Raw genomic sequence first — 16,073 nt, forward strand, 5'->3', positions numbered from 1 at the left:
TCCTCGGCGGCCCCGCGAGGCTGCCGGAGCAGCCTGACGAGAACGGCTCCTGGGGGTAGCGGTACATGACCAAGAAGACGCGCATACGCGTCGCGCGGACGGCGGCGGGTGCGGTGATCGCCGCCGGAGCGTCGCTGACCGTCGCGGGCGCGGCGCAGGCCGTCGGCATCGGCGCCGAGGTCGCGGGCGTGGAGGCCGGCGTGCGGACCGCCGCCGAGCCGGGGGACGATGACCCGGGCGAGGACGGTGATCCGTGCAGCCCACTCGATCCGCGCTGCGAGCCGTCGGAGCCGCCGGCCACCCCGTCGCACCCTTCCACCCCGCCGACCGGCCCGGCGGACCCGAGCGGGCCGCCCACGGACCCGGACGACCCGCCGACCGGCCCCACCGACCCGGAGGACCCGCCCTCGCAGTCCGCGGAGCCCTCGGCGAAGCCCACCCAGGACCCGACCGGTCCTGCGGACCCGGGCGGGCGGACGGGCGACGGGACCGGGAACACCGGTGACGACGGCGGGGTGGGGCAGATCGGGGTCTCGGGCGGCGGTGGCAAGACCGACACCGACTCGGTCGGCAACCAGCCCGTCGAGCAGGGCGAGGGCAAGGACGAGCTGGCCGAGACGGGCGCGGGCCGGACCACGTTCCTGCTGGCCGGCGCCGCGACGATGATCGCCGGCGGCATCGGCTTCCGGGTCCTGCCCCGCCGGATGGGCAACCGCCCGGCCTAGGCCCTCCGGGCGGACGACGGTGCCACGGGAAGGGGCCCGGACCGCGTTGCGGCGGTCCGGGCCCCTTTCCGTGCGTCGGCCGGTGGCGGGCGCTACACGGTCTGGTGGGCCAGCAGGGCCAGGGCGGCCAGGAGCACCACAAGCAGCGCGGCCAGCGCCGCCGGACTGATCCCGGCGAAGGGCCCCTGCCCCTGCTCCCGCATCCGCTCGCGGCTCGCCCGGCACACGGGGCAGCGACCCTCGGTGACGGGCGCCGCGCAGTTCGCGCACACCAGTCGGTCGTAGGTCATGCGCCTTCCTCCTCCCGCGCGGCGGAGCCGCACAAGCCATCTCTCCGCACAACGCTCACGGAAACGCAACCGTTCCCTCTACCACTGTGCCAGCTCGCGGCCGGTTCGGCCCGCCCCGCCGCCGCACGCGGGCCCCTTCCCCGCCGCGCCGCCCCGGAATCGGGGCCGTTTCACCGTAAATCACCCATCCCGGTACGCGTGCCTGCACGGCTCAGCCCGGTTCGCGTATGGTCACGCTCACCTACTCCCGGCCGACCGTGGTGCATCCGTGATCCGATTCGACAACGTCTCCAAGACCTACCCGAAGCAGAGCCGTCCCGCTCTCCGGGATGTGTCGCTCGACATCGAGAAGGGCGAGTTCGTCTTCCTGGTCGGCTCGTCCGGCTCCGGCAAGTCCACCTTCATGCGGCTCATCCTGCGCGAGGAGCGCGCCAGCACGGGCGCCGTCCACGTCCTGGGCAAGGACCTCGCGCGCATGTCCAACTGGAAGGTGCCGCACATGCGCCGCCAGCTGGGCACCGTCTTCCAGGACTTCCGGCTGCTGCCCAACAAGACCGTCGCGCAGAACGTGGCCTTCGCCCAGGAAGTGATCGGCAAGCCGCGCGGCGAGATCCGCAAGGCGGTGCCCCAGGTCCTCGACCTCGTCGGACTCGGCGGCAAGGAGGACCGGATGCCCGGCGAGCTGTCCGGTGGTGAGCAGCAGCGCGTGGCGATCGCGCGGGCCTTCGTCAACCGCCCCATGCTGCTGATCGCCGACGAGCCCACCGGCAACCTCGACCCGCAGACCTCCGTCGGCATCATGAAGCTGCTGGACCGGATCAACCGGACCGGCACCACCGTGATCATGGCGACCCACGACCAGAACATCGTGGACCAGATGCGCAAGCGCGTCATCGAGTTGGAGAAGGGCCGTCTCGTACGCGACCAGGCGCGCGGCGTCTACGGCTACCAGCACTGAGCACCCAGCACTGAAAGGACGCCATGCGCGCCCAGTTCGTCCTGTCGGAGATCGGCGTCGGCCTCCGTCGCAACCTCACGATGACCTTCGCCGTCGTCGTCTCCGTCGCCCTCTCGCTCGCCCTGTTCGGCGGCGCGCTGCTCATGCGCGAGCAGGTCAGCACGATGAAGGACTACTGGTACGACAAGGTCAACGTCTCCATCTACCTCTGCGGCAAGGGCGACGCGGAGACGGTGGTCCAGTGCGCCAAGGGTGCGGTCACCAAGCAGCAGAAGGACGAGATCGAAAGCGATCTCAAGAAGATGGACGTCGTGGAGAAGGTGATCTACGAGTCCAGCGACCAGGCGTACAAGCACTACCAGGAGGAGTTCGGCGACTCCCCGATGGCCGGCAACATCACGCCGGACCAGATGCCCGAGTCCTTCCGGGTCAAGCTGCACGACCCCACCAAGTACAAGGTCGTCGCCACCGCCTTCGCCGGGCGGGACGGCGTCCAGTCGGTCCAGGACCAGAGAAGCATCCTGGACAACCTCTTCGGGCTGATGAACGGCATGAACGTCGCCGCGCTGTTCGTGATGGCGCTGATGCTCGTCATCGCGCTGATGCTGATCGTCAACACCGTGCGCGTCTCCGCGTTCAGCCGGCGCCGGGAGACCGGCATCATGCGGCTCGTCGGCGCCTCCGGTTTCTATATCCAGGCGCCGTTCATCATGGAGGCCGCCTTCGCCGGTCTGATCGGCGGTGTGCTGGCCTGCGTGATGCTGCTGGCCGGGCGCTACTTCCTGATCGACGGCGGCCTCGCGCTCAAGGACAAGCTCAACCTGATCGACTTCATCGGCTGGGACGCGGTCCTCACCAAGCTGCCGCTGGTGCTGGCGATCGGCCTGCTGATGCCCGCCGTTGCCGCTCTCTTCGCCCTGCGCAAGTACCTGAAGGTGTGATGTGCGCCCTGTGAGGCGCACGGTCAACGTCCCGTGCGCCTCCGGGGCGTTGTCCTAGACTCGGCGCCATGTCGGACCCCGGATGTCGCGTCGGGCCCCGCGGTCTGCGCCGCGGGGCGGCCCTGACGCTGGTCTTCGCCGGCGTCCTCGCCACCGGGGCCGCGACCGGCGCACTGCCCCACGGCGAGGCGCGGGAACGCCCGGTGCACCCCCGGTCCGTGGCCGCCACCGCCGACCGCGACGAGGTCGCCGAGGCCGCCGCCGACGCGGTGGCCGACGGCAAGTCCGGTACCGAGGCGGCCGAGGAGGTCGTCAGCCGCAGCGGCGACCGCTGGGGCGCCGTCTACGACCAGCGCGAGTACCAGGAGTTCGAGGACGCCCTCGGCGGCACGTACACCGGGGTCGGCCTCGCCGCCCGGCGCTCGGCCGACGGCCGGGTGGCCGTCGCCCGCGTCCAGCCCGGCAGCCCCGCCGACCGCGCGGGCATCCGCTCGGGCGACCTGCTCCGCACCGTGGACGGCCGCCGCGTCGACCGGCTGCCCGTCTCCGACGTGGTGGCCCTGCTGCGCGGCGACCGCACCGGCGCGAAGGCCGGGAGCACGGTCAGCCTCGGCGTCCGCCGGGGGGCCGTCGCCCGGACCGAGACGCTGCGCCGGGCCCGGCTGACGGTCGAGTCGGTGACCGTGCGGCGGATCGGGGAGCGGCGTTCGGGCCCGTCCGGGGCGGTGCGCATCGCGGTCGCCTCGTTCACCAAGGGCTCCGGGGCGGCCGTGCGCGACGCGGTCCGGGACGCGCCGCCGGGTGCCGGGGTGCTGCTGGACCTGCGGGGCAATCCGGGCGGCCTGGTCACCGAGGCGGTCACCGCCGCCTCCGCGTTCCTGGACGGCGGCCTGGTCGCCACGTACGACGTGCACGGAGAGCAGCACGCCCTGTACGCACGGTCGGGCGGGGACACCGAGCGCCCCGTCGTCGTGCTGGTCGACGGGGGGACGATGAGCGCGGCCGAGCTGGTCACGGGGGCGCTCCAGGACCGGGGCCGGGCGGTCACGGTCGGCTCGCGGACCTTCGGCAAGGGGTCCGTGCAGATGCCGAGCGAGCTGCCGGGCGGCTCGGTGGCCGAGCTGACCGTGGGCCACTACCGCACACCGGCGGGCCACGGGGTGGACGGCAAGGGCATCACACCGGACCTCGCGGTGACCGCCCGGGCCCAGGAACGGGCCGAGACGGTATTGAGTGGCCTCGGGGGCGGGTCGTAGTGCGAAAATGGCCGCACTATGGCTAAGGAAAAGGACACCGGGCGCAAGCTCATCGCGCAGAACAAGAAGGCGCGCCACGACTACACCATCCTTGACACCTACGAGTGCGGCCTCGTGCTCATGGGGACCGAGGTCAAATCGCTCCGCCTGGGCCGGGCGTCCCTGGTCGACGGCTTCGTCCAGATCGACGGCGGCGAGGCGTGGCTGCACAACATCCACGTCCCGGAGTACGTCCAGGGCACCTGGACCAACCACTCCGCCAAGCGCAAGCGCAAGCTGCTGATGCACCGGGCCGAGATCGACAAGCTGGAGTCGAAGTCGCAGGAGACCGGCCACACCATCGTGCCGCTCTCGCTGTACTTCGTGAACGGCCGGGTCAAGGCCGAGATCGCGCTCGCGAAGGGCAAGAAGGAGTACGACAAGCGGCAGACGCTGCGCGAGAAGCAGGACACCAGGGAGACGAACCGCGCCATCGCGGCGGCCCGCCGCCGTCAGCGGAGCGCCTGATCCGGAGGCCGGCACCCGCCGCCGGCCGCTCCGGCAGGAATACGCTGGCATCGGCCCGCGTTGGTCACGTACGATGGCAGCGCACCCCACGGAGGGTGTGGCACCACCTTGAAAAATCAACATGGGGATGATCGGTTTCGACAGCGGATGTCGAAGCAGGGGAAGCGAGTCGAGGAAGCGGCAATGATCTCGTAAACCATATGTCGCAACCAATAATCGCCAATTCCAAGCGCGATTCCTCCGCCTTCGCCCTCGCTGCCTAATTAGCAGCTAGCGAAGACTCTGCGGAGTGTCAGCCCGGGGGTGATCCCGACCCGGATCCTGGCATCATCAAGGGATCTAAACTTCTGAGTCCGGTCACGGGGCTCAGAAGGAAATCAAACAGTGACTGGGCCTGTCGGAGGCTTGTCCGCGTGACCTCCGAGGCCGAGAAAAGCGCAGCGGACTGCACTCGGAGAAGCCCTGGTTCCGCACCGTTGGACGCGGGTTCGATTCCCGCCATCTCCACAGATTCCCATGTGAGCGAGGACCCCGCTGCCACCGGCAGCGGGGTCCTCGCTGTTTCTGCGTCCGGGTGTGCCGGGAGGCCGGGCGTGCGCTACATTCATGGCCCGGGTGCACTGTGGTAGGGGGCGCGTGGACGAGGTGGGGGCCCGTCCGGCGACACACGACAGGGTCAGTTGCGCGCACCCGTTCCTGAGTGGGGGAAGTGCGTACACCAGTGGAAACTTGGCGTGAAGGTGCCCATGCGGGGCACACACACGAGCCGAACGAAGTCACCATCCAGCTGGACGGAATCGGACGGCAGCTCTCCGAGCTGCTACCGGAACCATCCGCTCCGGACGACTCCGACGGCCCCGTCTTCGTGGACGAGAGCGGCCGGCGCGGCAAGACGCTGCGCCGCCTCGGCTGGGTCCTGGCCGCGGTCTTCGTCTGCTACGCGATGACCCTGGTCGTCGCGGTGCTCGGCGGCAACTCCAGCGCCCCCTTCCTCCCGCTCTCCAACCAGGAACAGCAGGACACGGGCAGTACCGACCCGACGGTTCCGGACGCCGGCCTTCCCACCGGCGGCTCCCCGGCCCCCGCGCAAGAACAAGAAGGCGCCAACTAGATGACCACCCCTGCCCCCCGGGGCAGGCGCAACTCCCACCGGAAGAAGCAGACCCGCCGGCGCAGACTCCCCATGCGCTACATGCTGCCGCTCCTCTTCCTCGTTGCCCTGCTCGCCATGCTGATGCTGCGTGGCTACGTGCACAGCGAGATCCTCGCCGACCACCGCATCCGGCCACCCGTCGCGACCGACCGGGTGCCCGACCAGGTGCTGGAAGGCGGACCGGTCATCGACGCGCGGTCCACCACCGAGCCCGCGAAGACCCTGCGCATCCCGGACCACCGGATCGTGCTGACCTTCGACGACGGCCCGGACCCGGAGTGGACGCCGAAGGTGCTGGACGAGCTGAAGAAGTACGACGCCCACGGCGTCTTCTTCGTCACCGGCACCATGGCCTCGCGCTACCCGGACCTGGTCCAGCGCATGGTCGACGAGGGGCACGAGGTCGGGCTGCACACCTTCAACCACCCCGACCTCTCCTACCAGTCCACCGGCCGCATCGACTGGGAGCTGTCCCAGAACCAGCTGGTGCTGGCCGGTGCGGCGGGCATCCGCACCTCGCTCTTCCGGCCGCCCTACTCCTCGTTCGCCGACGCCATGGACAACAAGTCCTGGCCGGTCACGCAGTACATCGGCAGCCGGGGCTACCTCACCGTCGTCAACAACACGGACAGCGAGGACTGGAAGCGGCCGGGCGTCCGGGCGATCATCGACCGGGCCACGCCCAAGCACGGCAAGGGCGCGATCATCCTGATGCACGACTCCGGGGGGGACCGGTCCCAGACCGTCACCGCCCTGGGGAAGTTCCTGCCCGAGATGCAGAAGCAGGGCTACCGGTTCGCCAACCTCACCGACGCGCTCGGCGCACCCAGCGCGCACACCCCGGTCACCGGCTTCGCGCTCTGGAAGGGCAAGGCGTTCGTCTGGGCCGTGGGCGTCTCGGAGCACATCACCGATGTGATGGTGGCCGGGCTCGCCGTGATCGGCGTGCTGGTCTTCGCCCGCTTCGGGCTGATGCTGGTGCTCTCCTTCGTGCACGCCCGCCGGGTGCGCGGACGCGGCTTCCGCTGGGGCGAACCCGTCACCCGCACGGTGACCGTCCTGGTGCCCGCGTACAACGAGAAGAAGTGCATCGCGAACACGGTGCGCTCGCTCCTGGCAAGTGACTATCCGGTCGAAGTCATCGTGATCGACGACGGCTCCACGGACGGCACCGCGGACATCGTCCAGCGGATGCGGCTGCCCAACGTCCGGGTGGTGCGCCAGCGCAACGCCGGCAAGCCCGCCGCCCTGAACAACGGCATCGCGCACGCCCGCAACGAGATCATCGTGATGATGGACGGCGACACGGTCTTCGAGCCGACCACCGTCCGCGAACTGGTGCAGCCCTTCGGCGACCCCCGCGTCGGGGCCGTCGCCGGCAACGCCAAGGTCGGCAACCGCGACTCGCTGATCGGCGCCTGGCAGCACATCGAGTACGTGATGGGCTTCAACCTCGACCGCCGCATGTACGACGTGCTGCGCTGCATGCCCACCATCCCCGGCGCGGTCGGCGCCTTCCGTCGCGAGGCGCTGGAGCGGGTCGGCGGCATCAGCGAGGACACCCTCGCCGAGGACACCGACGTCACGATGGCGCTGCACCGGGACGGCTGGCGCGTCGTCTACGCGGAGAACGCCCGCGCCTGGACCGAGGCGCCGGAGACCGTGCAGCAGCTCTGGTCGCAGCGCTACCGGTGGTCGTACGGCACCATGCAGGCGATCTGGAAGCACCGCCGGGCGGTCGTCGAGCGCGGGCCCTCGGGTCGGTTCGGCCGCGTCGGACTGCCGTTCGTCTCGCTGTTCATGGTCGTCGCGCCGCTGCTCGCCCCGCTCATCGACGTCTTCCTGCTGTACGGGCTCGTGTTCGGGCCCACCGAGAAGACCGTCGGTGCGTGGCTCGGCGTCCTCGCGGTGCAGCTGGTGTGCGCCGCGTACGCCTTCCGGCTCGACCGGGAGCGCATGACCCATCTGCTCTCGCTGCCCCTCCAGCAGGTCCTGTACCGGCAGCTCATGTACGTGGTGCTGCTCCAGTCCTGGATCACCGCTCTCACCGGCGGCCGGCTGCGCTGGCAGAAGCTGCGTCGTACGGGGGTCGTGGACGCGCCCGGTGCGATGCCGTCCCCGCGTGCCCGCACCCACGAGCGGAGGCCCGTCGCATGACGCACCCACACCAGTCGTACGGGAAGCCGCACGCGGACGACCGGACCATGGCGCTGCGCGTGGTGCTGCCCGCCCCCGCCGCCGAGCCCGCCCCCGCCGCCGAGCCCGTCCCGGCCGACGGGCCGGCCCCCGCGCCGGCCGCCAAGGCCGGCCGGGACCGCTACCTCGACCTGCTGCGGGCCGTCGCACTCGTCCGGGTCGTCGTCTTCCACCTCTTCGGCTGGGCCTGGCTGACCGTCGTGTTCCCGTCCATGGGCGTCATGTTCGCCCTGGCCGGATCGCTGATGGCCCGGTCGCTCGCCCGGCCCGCGTGGAGCGTGATCCGCTCCCGCGTACGCAGGCTGCTGCCGCCCATGTGGGCGTTCGCCGCCGTCGTCGTGCCCGTGGTCTTCCTGCTCGGCTGGAAACCGGTGCGCGAGGAGGGCATCTGGTGGTTCCTGAAGCTGGGCTGCTACATCCTGCCGATCGGCACCCCGCCCTTCCCCTGGGAGAACGGCTCCGAGGGCGGCTGGCTGGAAACCTCCTGGGCCGAGCAGGGCATCGGGCCGCTCTGGTACATCCGCGCCTACCTGTGGTTCGTCCTGGCCTCCCCGCTGCTGCTCAAGGCGTTCCGGAAGCTGCCCTGGGCCACCCTGCTCGCCCCGATCGGGCTCACCGCCGTCATCGGCACCGGACTGGTCACCGTGCCCGGTGCGACCGGCGAGGGCCTGGTGGACTTCGCGGTGTTCGGCTCCTGCTGGATTCTCGGCTTCGCGCACAACGACGGGCTGCTGAAAACCGTCCCGCGCTACCTCGCGGTGTCGCTGGCCGCGATGCTGATGGCCTTCGCGCTGTGGTGGGGCGCCCACCACCTCACCGAGGAGGGCTGGAACCTGGACGAGATCCCGCTCGCCCAGGCCACCTGGTCGCTCGGATTCTGCATGATCCTGCTCCAGTACGCCCCCTCCTGGCGGGAACTGCCGGGCCGGCTGGCCGGGTGGGACAGCCTGGTCACCCTCGCCAACAACCGGGCGGTGACCATCTACCTGTGGCACAACATGCTGCTGATGGCCACCTTCCCGCTCATCGACCTGCTCTGGGACGTGCCCTGGGTCGGCGACCACCTCGGCACCTACATCGACCGCGCGGACAACGCCCTCGCGCTGATCGTCGTCTGGCCGCTGCTCGGGCTGATGATCCTCGCCGTCGGCTGGGTCGAGGACCTGGCCGCGGGGCGCCGACCGAGGCTCTGGCCCAACGGAACCGCCCGCACCCGTACGTGACCGCCCGCTCACCGGGTCCGGCCCGGCCCGGTGAGCGCAAGGTTGCCTGCGGGGTCACCTCGCGGCACGGCACCGAAACGCGCGCTTCCTAGGTTCGGGACGACACCCCGACCACCCGTGGAGGCGCGTGATGGCAGGCCGTTGGATCGAGCACTGGGACCCGGAGGACGAGACCTTCTGGCGGGAGACCGGCGAGCGCGTCGCCCGCCGCAACCTCTGGTTCTCCGTACTCTCCGAGCACATCGGCTTCTCCGTCTGGACCCTGTGGTCGGTGATGGTGCTGTTCATGGGGCCCGAGTACGGGGTCGACCCGGCCGGGAAGTTCTTCCTGATCTCCACCGCGACCCTGGTCGGGGCCGTCGTCCGGGTGCCCTACACCTTCGCGGTCGCCCGGTTCGGTGGCCGGAACTGGACGGTCTTCAGCGCGCTCACCCTGCTCGTGCCGACGACCGCCGCCCTCGTCGTGATGGAGCCGGGCACCTCGTACGGCACCTTCCTCGCCGTCTCCGCGCTGACCGGCATCGGGGGCGGCAACTTCGCCTCGTCCATGACGAACATCAACGCCTTCTTCCCGCTGCGCAGGAAGGGCTGGGCGCTCGGACTCAACGCGGGCGGCGGCAACATCGGCGTACCCGTGGTGCAGCTGGCCGGGCTCCTGGTCATCGGCACGGCGGGGGCCACCCACCCCAGGATCGTGCTCGCCGCGTACATCCCGCTGATCCTGCTCGCCGCCGGGTGCGCCGCGCGCTTCATGGACAACCTGGCCCCCGTACGCAACGACACCGGGGCCGCGCTGGAGGCGGTGCGCGACCGGCACACCTGGATCATGGCGGTCCTCTACATCGGCACCTTCGGCTCCTTCATCGGCTACAGCTTCGCCTTCGGGCTCGTCCTCCAGACCCAGTTCGGGCGGACCCCGCTCCAGGCGGCCTCGCTCACCTTCATCGGCCCGCTGCTCGGCTCGCTGATCCGGCCGGCCGGCGGGTGGCTCGCCGACCGGTACGGCGGGGCCCGCATCACCCTCGTCAACTTCGCCGCCATGGCCGCCGCGACCGGCGTCGTCGTGTACGCCTCCCGGATCGCCTCGCTGACCGTGTTCCTCGTCGGCTTCACCGCCCTGTTCGCGCTGTCCGGGCTCGGCAACGGGTCCACGTACAAGATGATCCCGGGCATCTTCCACGCCACGGCGGTCGCCCAGGGGCTGCGCGGCGAGGAGGCGGCGGCCCGGGGGCGGCGCATCTCCGGCGCGGCGATGGGGCTGATCGGGGCGGTCGGCGCGCTCGGCGGGCTCGGCGTCAACCTGGCCTTCCGCCAGTCCTTCCAGACCTCGGGCACGGGCACGGCGGCCTTCTGGTCCTTCCTCGCCTTCTACGCGGTGTGCTCGGCGCTCACCTGGTCGGTATACCTTCGCCGCGCCGCGGCCGTACCGGCGAAGCCCCGCCTCGGCCACGCCGGGGTGTGATGATGGACGGGCGGTGCCGGGCGACGTAACGAGCGGGAAATACAGCTGAACCGGGCCTGTCACGCGGTGTTGGCAGGCTCGGTCCTCCGCACCACCGAGCAGCAGCGGGACGAGAGCCGGGTACCTCATGCACGACGGACGACACGACGACGGACCACACGACGGCCGGCAGCACGACGACGCACCGCACGGGCCCCTCGCGGGCTTCACGGTCGGCGTCACCGCCGCGCGCCGGGCGGAGGAGCTGGGCACCCTGCTGCGGCGCCGGGGCGCCACCGTGGTGCACGCGCCGGCCCTGCGGATCGTGCCCCTCGCCGACGACGGCGAACTGCTCGCCGCGACCGAGCAACTGGTCGCCGAGACGCCGGACGTGGTCGTCGCCACCACCGCGATCGGCTTCCGCGGCTGGATCGAGGCAGCCGACGGCTGGGGCATCGGCGACCGGCTCCTGGACACCCTGCGCGGGGTCGAACTCCTGGCGCGCGGCCCCAAGGTGAAGGGCGCGGTCCGGGCCGCCGGGCTCACCGAGGCGTGGTCCCCGGCCTCCGAGTCCATGGCGGAAGTCCTGGAACGGCTCCTGGAGGAAGGCGTACGGGGCCGCCGCGTCGCGCTCCAGCTGCACGGCGAACCCCTCCCCGGCTTCGTGGAGGCGCTGCGCGAGGCGGGCGCCGAGGTGGTCGGCGTCCCCGTCTACCGCTGGATGCCGCCGGAGGACCTCGCCCCCCTGGACCGGCTCCTCGACCTGACCGCCGCCCGCGCTCTGGACGCGCTGACCTTCACCAGCGCCCCGGCTGCGGCCTCGCTGCTCGGCCGCGCCGAGGAACGCGGACTGCTCACCGAGGTCGTCACGGCGTTGCGCGGCGACATCGTGCCGGCCTGCGTCGGACCGGTCACCGCCGTGCCGTTGCAGGCGCGCGGGATCGACACCGTCCAGCCGGAGCGCTTCCGGCTCGGCCCGCTCGTCCAGCTCATCTGCCGTGAACTGCCCGCCCGCGCCCGTACGCTGCCCATCGCCGGACACCGCGTCGAGATCCGGGGCCACGCCGTCCTGGTGGACGACGAGCTGCGCGCGGTCCCGCCCGCCGGGATGGCCCTGCTGCACGCCCTGGCCCGGCGCCCCGGCTGGGTGGTCTCGCGCGCTGACCTGCTGCGCGCGCTGCCCGGCAGCGGCACCGACGAGCACGCGGTCGAGACCGCGATGGCCAGGCTCCGCACCGCGCTCGGGGCGCCCCGGCTGATCCACACGGTCGTCAAACGCGGATACCGGCTGGCGCTGGACCCGGCGGCGGACGCCCCACACGCGGGCGCCTGACGGGCCCGGTAGCGTGCGGGCATGATCGACGATGCCCACCCGCTCGGCGGGGACATACGGCTGCGCCCGACGACCATGGCCGACGCCGCCTCCCGCGCCGAGGCGCTGACCCGCAGCCGTGCGTACATGCGGCCCTGGGAGCCCGTGCGCCCCGACTCCTTCTACACCGAGGAGGGCCAGCGCGAGCGGCTGGCCGGGCTGCTCGCGGACCGGCGGGCGGGGCGTTCGATGCCCTGGGTGCTCAGCGACGCCGAGGACCGGGTGGTCGGCGGGTTCGACCTCAACGCCATCGTGTTCGGCGCCTGCCACAGCGCCGTCCTCGGCTACTGGGTGGACGTGGATTACGCGGGCCGGGGCCTGGCGACGGCCGCGGTGCGCCGGATCTGCGAGCTGGCCCGGGACGAACTGCGGCTGCACCGGATCGAGGCGTGCACGGTGCTCTCCAACACGGCCTCGCAACGGGTCCTCGCCAAGTGCGGCTTCGAGGAGTTCGGGGTGGCCCCGCGCTACATGCACATCGACGGCGAGTGGCGCGACCACCGCCTCTTCCAGCGCATCCTGCACGACGGCCCGATGACCGGCGCGGAGGACTGAGCTAAGCGGGGCGCGTGTGGCGGTGGCCCTCGCGCGGCCACGGCGGGGCCGGGGGCAGCACCTCCGTGAGCGCGTACCCGGCCTTCTCCGCGACCCGGCACGAGGCCGCGTTGTCCACCTGGTGCAGGAGTTCGAGGCGTACGAGTCCGGCCTCGGCGAACGCCCCGGACGCCCAGCCGGAGAGCGCTTCGAGGGCGCGCGGGGCGATGCCCCGGCCCCGGGCGGTCGCGACCGTCCAGTACCCCACCTCCGCCGAGGGCGCGCCGGGCTCCGGGAACGACAGGGCGACATGGCCCACCGGGCCGGACCCCAGCTCCGTGTCCACCACCGCGAAGCTGTGCCGCAGCCCGGTCGCCCGGCCCTCCTCCTGGGCCCGCAGCCAGTGGGCGGCCGCCTCCTCGTCCGCCACCGGCGCCCGGGAACCGGCCTGCACGGCGGGGTCGCGGTACGCGTCGAGGAGCACGCCCAGGTCGCCCGGCTGCCAGGGGCGCAGGAGCAGGGAACCGGCCGACAGGCGGGCGTCGCGCGCGTGGGCGTTCATCCGCCCATCGTACGAGTGGGGTGCGAACGGCCCCCGGCAGGTGCGCGAAGGCCCCCCGTCGCATAGGGTTGACGGCTGCCCAATGCACGTCAGAAGGGGGCCTCGGTGGCCGCGCAGGATGCCGCTGTCGATTCGTTGCGGGACCGGGAAATCGGTGTCGAGCAGGAACATCTCGACCGGGTGTACCACCGCCTTGAGGAGAAGATCCACGAGGCGGAATTTCTCATGGCCGACGCCGCCAAGCGCGGCCAGGTGGGGACGCCGGGAGCGCTCGCCGAACGCGACGCCCAGGTGTTCCGCGCCGGAATCCACCTGAACCGGCTGAACAGCGAGTTCGAGGACTTCCTCTTCGGGAGGATCGACCTTCTGCTCGGCAAGGACGGCGAACGCGGCCCGGACGGCGCCTACACCTCCGTCGAGCCCGCCGACGACGTCGTGCGCGAGGACGACTCCGCGGACATCGCCGAGACGCTGCACATCGGCCGGATCGGGGTCCTCGACTCCGATTACGCACCGCTCGTCATCGACTGGCGGGCCCCGGCCGCGGCCCCGTTCTACCGCTCCACGCCCAAGGAGCCCGGCCGGGTGGTCCGCCGCCGCGTCATCCGCTCCAAGGGCCGCCGGGTCCTCGGTGTCGAGGACGACCTGATGCGCCCCGAGCTGACCGCGTACCTGGACGGCGAGAAGCTCCCGGTCGTCGGCGACGGCGCCCTGATGGCCGCGCTCGGCCAGGCCCGCAGCCACACCATGCGGGACATCGTCTCGTCCATCCAGGCCGAGCAGGACCTGGTCATCCGGGCGCCCGCCGCCTCCGTCACCGAGGTCTCCGGCGGGCCCGGCACCGGCAAGACCGCGGTCGCCCTGCACCGCGCCGCCTACCTGCTCTACCAGGACCGGCGGCGGTACGCGGGCGGCATCCTCATCGTCTCGCCGACGCCCCTGCTGGTGGCGTACACCGAGGGCGTGCTGCCCTCGCTCGGCGAGGAGGGCCAGGTCGCGATCCGCGCGGTCGGCTCGCTCTCCGACGACGCGGCGGGCCCCGAGGGCGCCACCGCTTACGACGAGCCCGCCGTCGCCCGGATCAAGGGCTCCTCGCGGATGCTCCCCGTCCTCCGCAAGGCGGCGCGCGGCGCGCTGGAACGGCCCGCGCCCCGGACCGCCCCCGCCGGCGGGCAGCTGGAGTTCGGCGAGGCCGAGGAGGCCCCGCGGCCCGCCGGCACGCCGACCCGGCTGCGCGTGGTCGCCTTCGGCGCCCGGGTCGAGCTCCAGGAGGACGAGCTGCGGCGCATCCGCAACAACGTCCTCGGCGGGACCGCCCCGGTCAACCTGCTGCGCCCGCGCGCCCGCCGGCTGCTGCTCGACGCGCTGTGGAACCGCTCCTCCGGCCGGGGCCGCTACACCGACCCGGAACTGGCGGCGGAGCTGCGCGGCTCGTTCGACGAGGATGTGTCCACGGAGACCCCGTTCATCGAGTTCCTGGACGCCTGGTGGCCCGAGCTGACCCCGCGCGGGGTGCTCGCCGCGATGGCTGACGAGAAGCGGCTCGCCCGGTGGGCGCGGCGCACGCTCAACCAGGGCGAGGTGCGCCGGCTCGCGCGCTCCCTCAAGCGCCTGGACGCCGCCGGACAGGGGCCGCTCTCCGTGCACGACGTGGCGATCCTGGACGAGCTGCACACGCTGCTCGGCACCCCGAGCCGCCCCAGGCGCAAGCGCGAGGCGGACCCGCTGGACCAGCTCACCGGCCTGGAGGAGCTGATGCCCCGCCGCGAGGAGACCCAGTGGGAGCGGGCCGAGCGGCTCGCCGCGGAACGCACCGAGTACGCCCACGTCATCGTGGACGAGGCGCAGGACCTCACGCCCATGCAGTGGCGGATGGTCGGCCGGCGCGGCCGGCACGCCACCTGGACGATCGTCGGGGACCCGGCGCAGTCCTCCTGGTCCGACCCGGACGAGGCGGCGGCCGCCCGCGACGAGGCGCTGGGCAGCCGCCCGCGCCGGAACTTCACGCTGACCGTCAACTACCGCAACCCGGCGGAGATCGCCGAGCTGGCCGCGAAGGTGCTGGCCCTCGCCATGCCCGGCATGGAGTCCCCGGCCGCCGTCCGCTCCACGGGCGTGGTCCCGCGCTTCGAGACGGTGCGGGGCGACGACCTGGCCGGGACCGTGCGCGAGGAGGCCCGGCGGCTGCTCGCCGAGGTGGACGGCACGGTCGGGGTGGTCGTGGCGATGAACCGGCGCGCCCAGGCCCGCGAGTGGCTGGCGGAGCTGGGCGAGCGGGTGGTGGCGCTCGGCAGCCTGGAGGCCAAGGGGCTGGAGTACGACGCGACGGTGGTCGTCTCGCCGGCCGAGATCGCGGACGAGTCCCCGGCCGGGCTGCGCGTGCTGTACGTGGCGCTGACCCGGGCGACCCAGCAGCTGACCGTGGTCTCGGGCGAGCGGGACCTGCCGGACGAGGACGGGGTGCCGGACCTGCTCAGGGACTGAGAGGGGAAGCGCGAGAGGGCCGATTCCGGTCAACCCGCGCTGCGGGAATCACTTTTCCAGGTGGTTTGTTAGCCTGGATGTGACACCGGCTCGATCCAAGCCCCCGGGCCCAACCTTAGTCGCTTCGAGCGACCACTTGCCGCGAGGCGAGCATGGCGGGCCGGTGTCGTCAACTGAAGAAGAGGCCCGCGTCACCTTCCGGTGGCGCGGGCCTCTTCGCGTTCCCGGGCAGGGGTTCCGCTGCGGGACTCTCTCTCGTATGGTGGAAAACAGTTTCCGCGCTGCGACAGTCATTAACGGCTACTCGTCGGTAGGTGCGAATATCGGAAGGCGTGTCCGCTGCCGGGCCTGCTCGGGCTTCGGACGCGCATAGCAATGAAGCTAGGGCCGGCCGTCACGCGGGGGGTGGGCGACGCCACCCCCCGCGTGAC

General features: G+C 72.1%; 14 protein-coding genes and 1 other RNA gene. 13 read left to right on the forward strand and 2 right to left on the reverse strand.

All coding sequences use genetic code 11. The features are described 5' to 3' along the window. The first annotated feature begins 65 nt into the window (after window positions 1–65). On the forward strand, window positions 66–725 hold the full coding sequence (locus ACFUJY_RS33080; RefSeq protein WP_383306511.1) for an LPXTG cell wall anchor domain-containing protein: 660 nt from the start codon (window positions 66–68) through the stop codon (window positions 723–725). A 92-nt stretch (window positions 726–817) separates the two neighbouring features. Here the strand turns inward: ACFUJY_RS33080 and ACFUJY_RS33085 are convergent, their stop codons facing one another. Continuing rightward, complete coding sequence (locus ACFUJY_RS33085) at window positions 818–1,015, reverse strand: hypothetical protein (protein ID WP_383306512.1); 198 nt, start codon at window positions 1,013–1,015, stop codon at window positions 818–820. A gap of 268 nt (window positions 1,016–1,283) precedes the next feature. Here ACFUJY_RS33085 and ftsE point away from each other — a divergent pair, with 268 nt between their 5' ends. The 11 genes from ftsE to ACFUJY_RS33140 all read left to right on the forward strand — a co-directional run bounded on the left by ftsE (window position 1,284) and on the right by ACFUJY_RS33140 (window position 12,617). Next, on the forward strand, window positions 1,284–1,973 hold the full coding sequence (ftsE, locus tag ACFUJY_RS33090) for a cell division ATP-binding protein FtsE (protein ID WP_026242629.1): 690 nt from the start codon (window positions 1,284–1,286) through the stop codon (window positions 1,971–1,973). A 23-nt stretch (window positions 1,974–1,996) separates the two neighbouring features. Beyond that, window positions 1,997–2,914, forward strand: coding sequence for a permease-like cell division protein FtsX (gene ftsX / locus ACFUJY_RS33095; protein ID WP_383306515.1), 918 nt, complete (start codon window positions 1,997–1,999; stop codon window positions 2,912–2,914). A gap of 68 nt (window positions 2,915–2,982) precedes the next feature. Further along, the gene (locus ACFUJY_RS33100; RefSeq protein WP_383306517.1) at window positions 2,983–4,170 is read left to right on the forward strand and encodes a S41 family peptidase; all 1,188 of its coding nucleotides are present in this window, start codon (window positions 2,983–2,985) and stop codon (window positions 4,168–4,170) included. Between the two features lie 18 nt (window positions 4,171–4,188). Continuing rightward, a complete protein-coding gene (smpB, locus tag ACFUJY_RS33105; RefSeq protein WP_365681903.1) occupies window positions 4,189–4,677 on the forward strand; it encodes an SsrA-binding protein SmpB in 489 nt (162 codons plus the stop codon). 123 nt (window positions 4,678–4,800) lie between these two features. Then, window positions 4,801–5,187, forward strand: a transfer-messenger RNA (tmRNA) gene (gene ssrA, locus ACFUJY_RS33110). A 211-nt stretch (window positions 5,188–5,398) separates the two neighbouring features. Continuing rightward, window positions 5,399–5,788, forward strand: coding sequence for a hypothetical protein (locus ACFUJY_RS33115; RefSeq protein WP_383306519.1), 390 nt, complete (start codon window positions 5,399–5,401; stop codon window positions 5,786–5,788). Between the two features lie 72 nt (window positions 5,789–5,860). Next, on the forward strand, window positions 5,861–7,987 hold the full coding sequence (locus tag ACFUJY_RS33120; RefSeq protein ID WP_383306539.1) for a glycosyltransferase: 2,127 nt from the start codon (window positions 5,861–5,863) through the stop codon (window positions 7,985–7,987). Beyond that, a complete protein-coding gene (locus ACFUJY_RS33125) occupies window positions 7,984–9,249 on the forward strand; it encodes an acyltransferase (RefSeq protein ID WP_383306521.1) in 1,266 nt (421 codons plus the stop codon). The genes ACFUJY_RS33120 and ACFUJY_RS33125 overlap by 4 nt, the downstream gene beginning before the upstream one ends. Window positions 9,250–9,379: 130 nt before the next feature. Further along, the gene (locus ACFUJY_RS33130; protein ID WP_383306523.1) at window positions 9,380–10,711 is read left to right on the forward strand and encodes a nitrate/nitrite transporter; all 1,332 of its coding nucleotides are present in this window, start codon (window positions 9,380–9,382) and stop codon (window positions 10,709–10,711) included. Between the two features lie 127 nt (window positions 10,712–10,838). Further along, the gene (locus tag ACFUJY_RS33135; RefSeq protein ID WP_383306525.1) at window positions 10,839–12,023 is read left to right on the forward strand and encodes a uroporphyrinogen-III synthase; all 1,185 of its coding nucleotides are present in this window, start codon (window positions 10,839–10,841) and stop codon (window positions 12,021–12,023) included. A gap of 21 nt (window positions 12,024–12,044) precedes the next feature. Further along, on the forward strand, window positions 12,045–12,617 hold the full coding sequence (locus tag ACFUJY_RS33140; RefSeq protein WP_383306527.1) for a GNAT family N-acetyltransferase: 573 nt from the start codon (window positions 12,045–12,047) through the stop codon (window positions 12,615–12,617). Between the two features lies 1 nt (window position 12,618). Here ACFUJY_RS33140 and ACFUJY_RS33145 read toward each other — a convergent pair whose 3' ends face one another. Continuing rightward, the gene (locus ACFUJY_RS33145) at window positions 12,619–13,158 is read right to left on the reverse strand and encodes a GNAT family N-acetyltransferase (RefSeq protein ID WP_383306529.1); all 540 of its coding nucleotides are present in this window, start codon (window positions 13,156–13,158) and stop codon (window positions 12,619–12,621) included. A 105-nt stretch (window positions 13,159–13,263) separates the two neighbouring features. Here ACFUJY_RS33145 and ACFUJY_RS33150 point away from each other — a divergent pair, with 105 nt between their 5' ends. Further along, entirely contained in the window at window positions 13,264–15,642 is a 2,379-nt protein-coding gene (locus tag ACFUJY_RS33150; RefSeq protein WP_383306531.1) for a HelD family protein, read from the forward strand. The last annotated feature ends 431 nt before the right edge of the window (window positions 15,643–16,073 follow it).

Origin of the sequence: Streptomyces sp. NPDC057249, assembly GCF_042669245.1 — a bacterium.
In the GTDB taxonomy this organism is placed as follows: Bacteria; Actinomycetota; Actinomycetes; order Streptomycetales; family Streptomycetaceae; genus Streptomyces.

What these genes read in the sequence shown, in the direction of transcription:
- ACFUJY_RS33100 (WP_383306517.1), top strand. Translation starts at nt 2,983, where the DNA reads ATGTCGGACCCCGGATGTCGCGTCGGGCCCCGCGGTCTGCGCCGCGGG.
- ACFUJY_RS33120 (WP_383306539.1), top strand. Translation starts at nt 5,861, where the DNA reads ATGCGCTACATGCTGCCGCTCCTCTTCCTCGTTGCCCTGCTCGCCATG.
- ftsX (WP_383306515.1), top strand. Translation starts at nt 1,997, where the DNA reads ATGCGCGCCCAGTTCGTCCTGTCGGAGATCGGCGTCGGCCTCCGTCGC.
- ACFUJY_RS33080 (WP_383306511.1), top strand. Translation starts at nt 66, where the DNA reads ATGACCAAGAAGACGCGCATACGCGTCGCGCGGACGGCGGCGGGTGCG.
- ACFUJY_RS33125 (WP_383306521.1), top strand. Translation starts at nt 7,984, where the DNA reads ATGACGCACCCACACCAGTCGTACGGGAAGCCGCACGCGGACGACCGG.
- ACFUJY_RS33140 (WP_383306527.1), top strand. Translation starts at nt 12,045, where the DNA reads ATGATCGACGATGCCCACCCGCTCGGCGGGGACATACGGCTGCGCCCG.
- ACFUJY_RS33085 (WP_383306512.1), bottom strand. Translation starts at nt 1,015, where the DNA reads ATGACCTACGACCGACTGGTGTGCGCGAACTGCGCGGCGCCCGTCACC.
- ACFUJY_RS33130 (WP_383306523.1), top strand. Translation starts at nt 9,380, where the DNA reads ATGGCAGGCCGTTGGATCGAGCACTGGGACCCGGAGGACGAGACCTTC.
- ACFUJY_RS33145 (WP_383306529.1), bottom strand. Translation starts at nt 13,158, where the DNA reads ATGAACGCCCACGCGCGCGACGCCCGCCTGTCGGCCGGTTCCCTGCTC.
- smpB (WP_365681903.1), top strand. Translation starts at nt 4,189, where the DNA reads ATGGCTAAGGAAAAGGACACCGGGCGCAAGCTCATCGCGCAGAACAAG.
- ACFUJY_RS33135 (WP_383306525.1), top strand. Translation starts at nt 10,839, where the DNA reads ATGCACGACGGACGACACGACGACGGACCACACGACGGCCGGCAGCAC.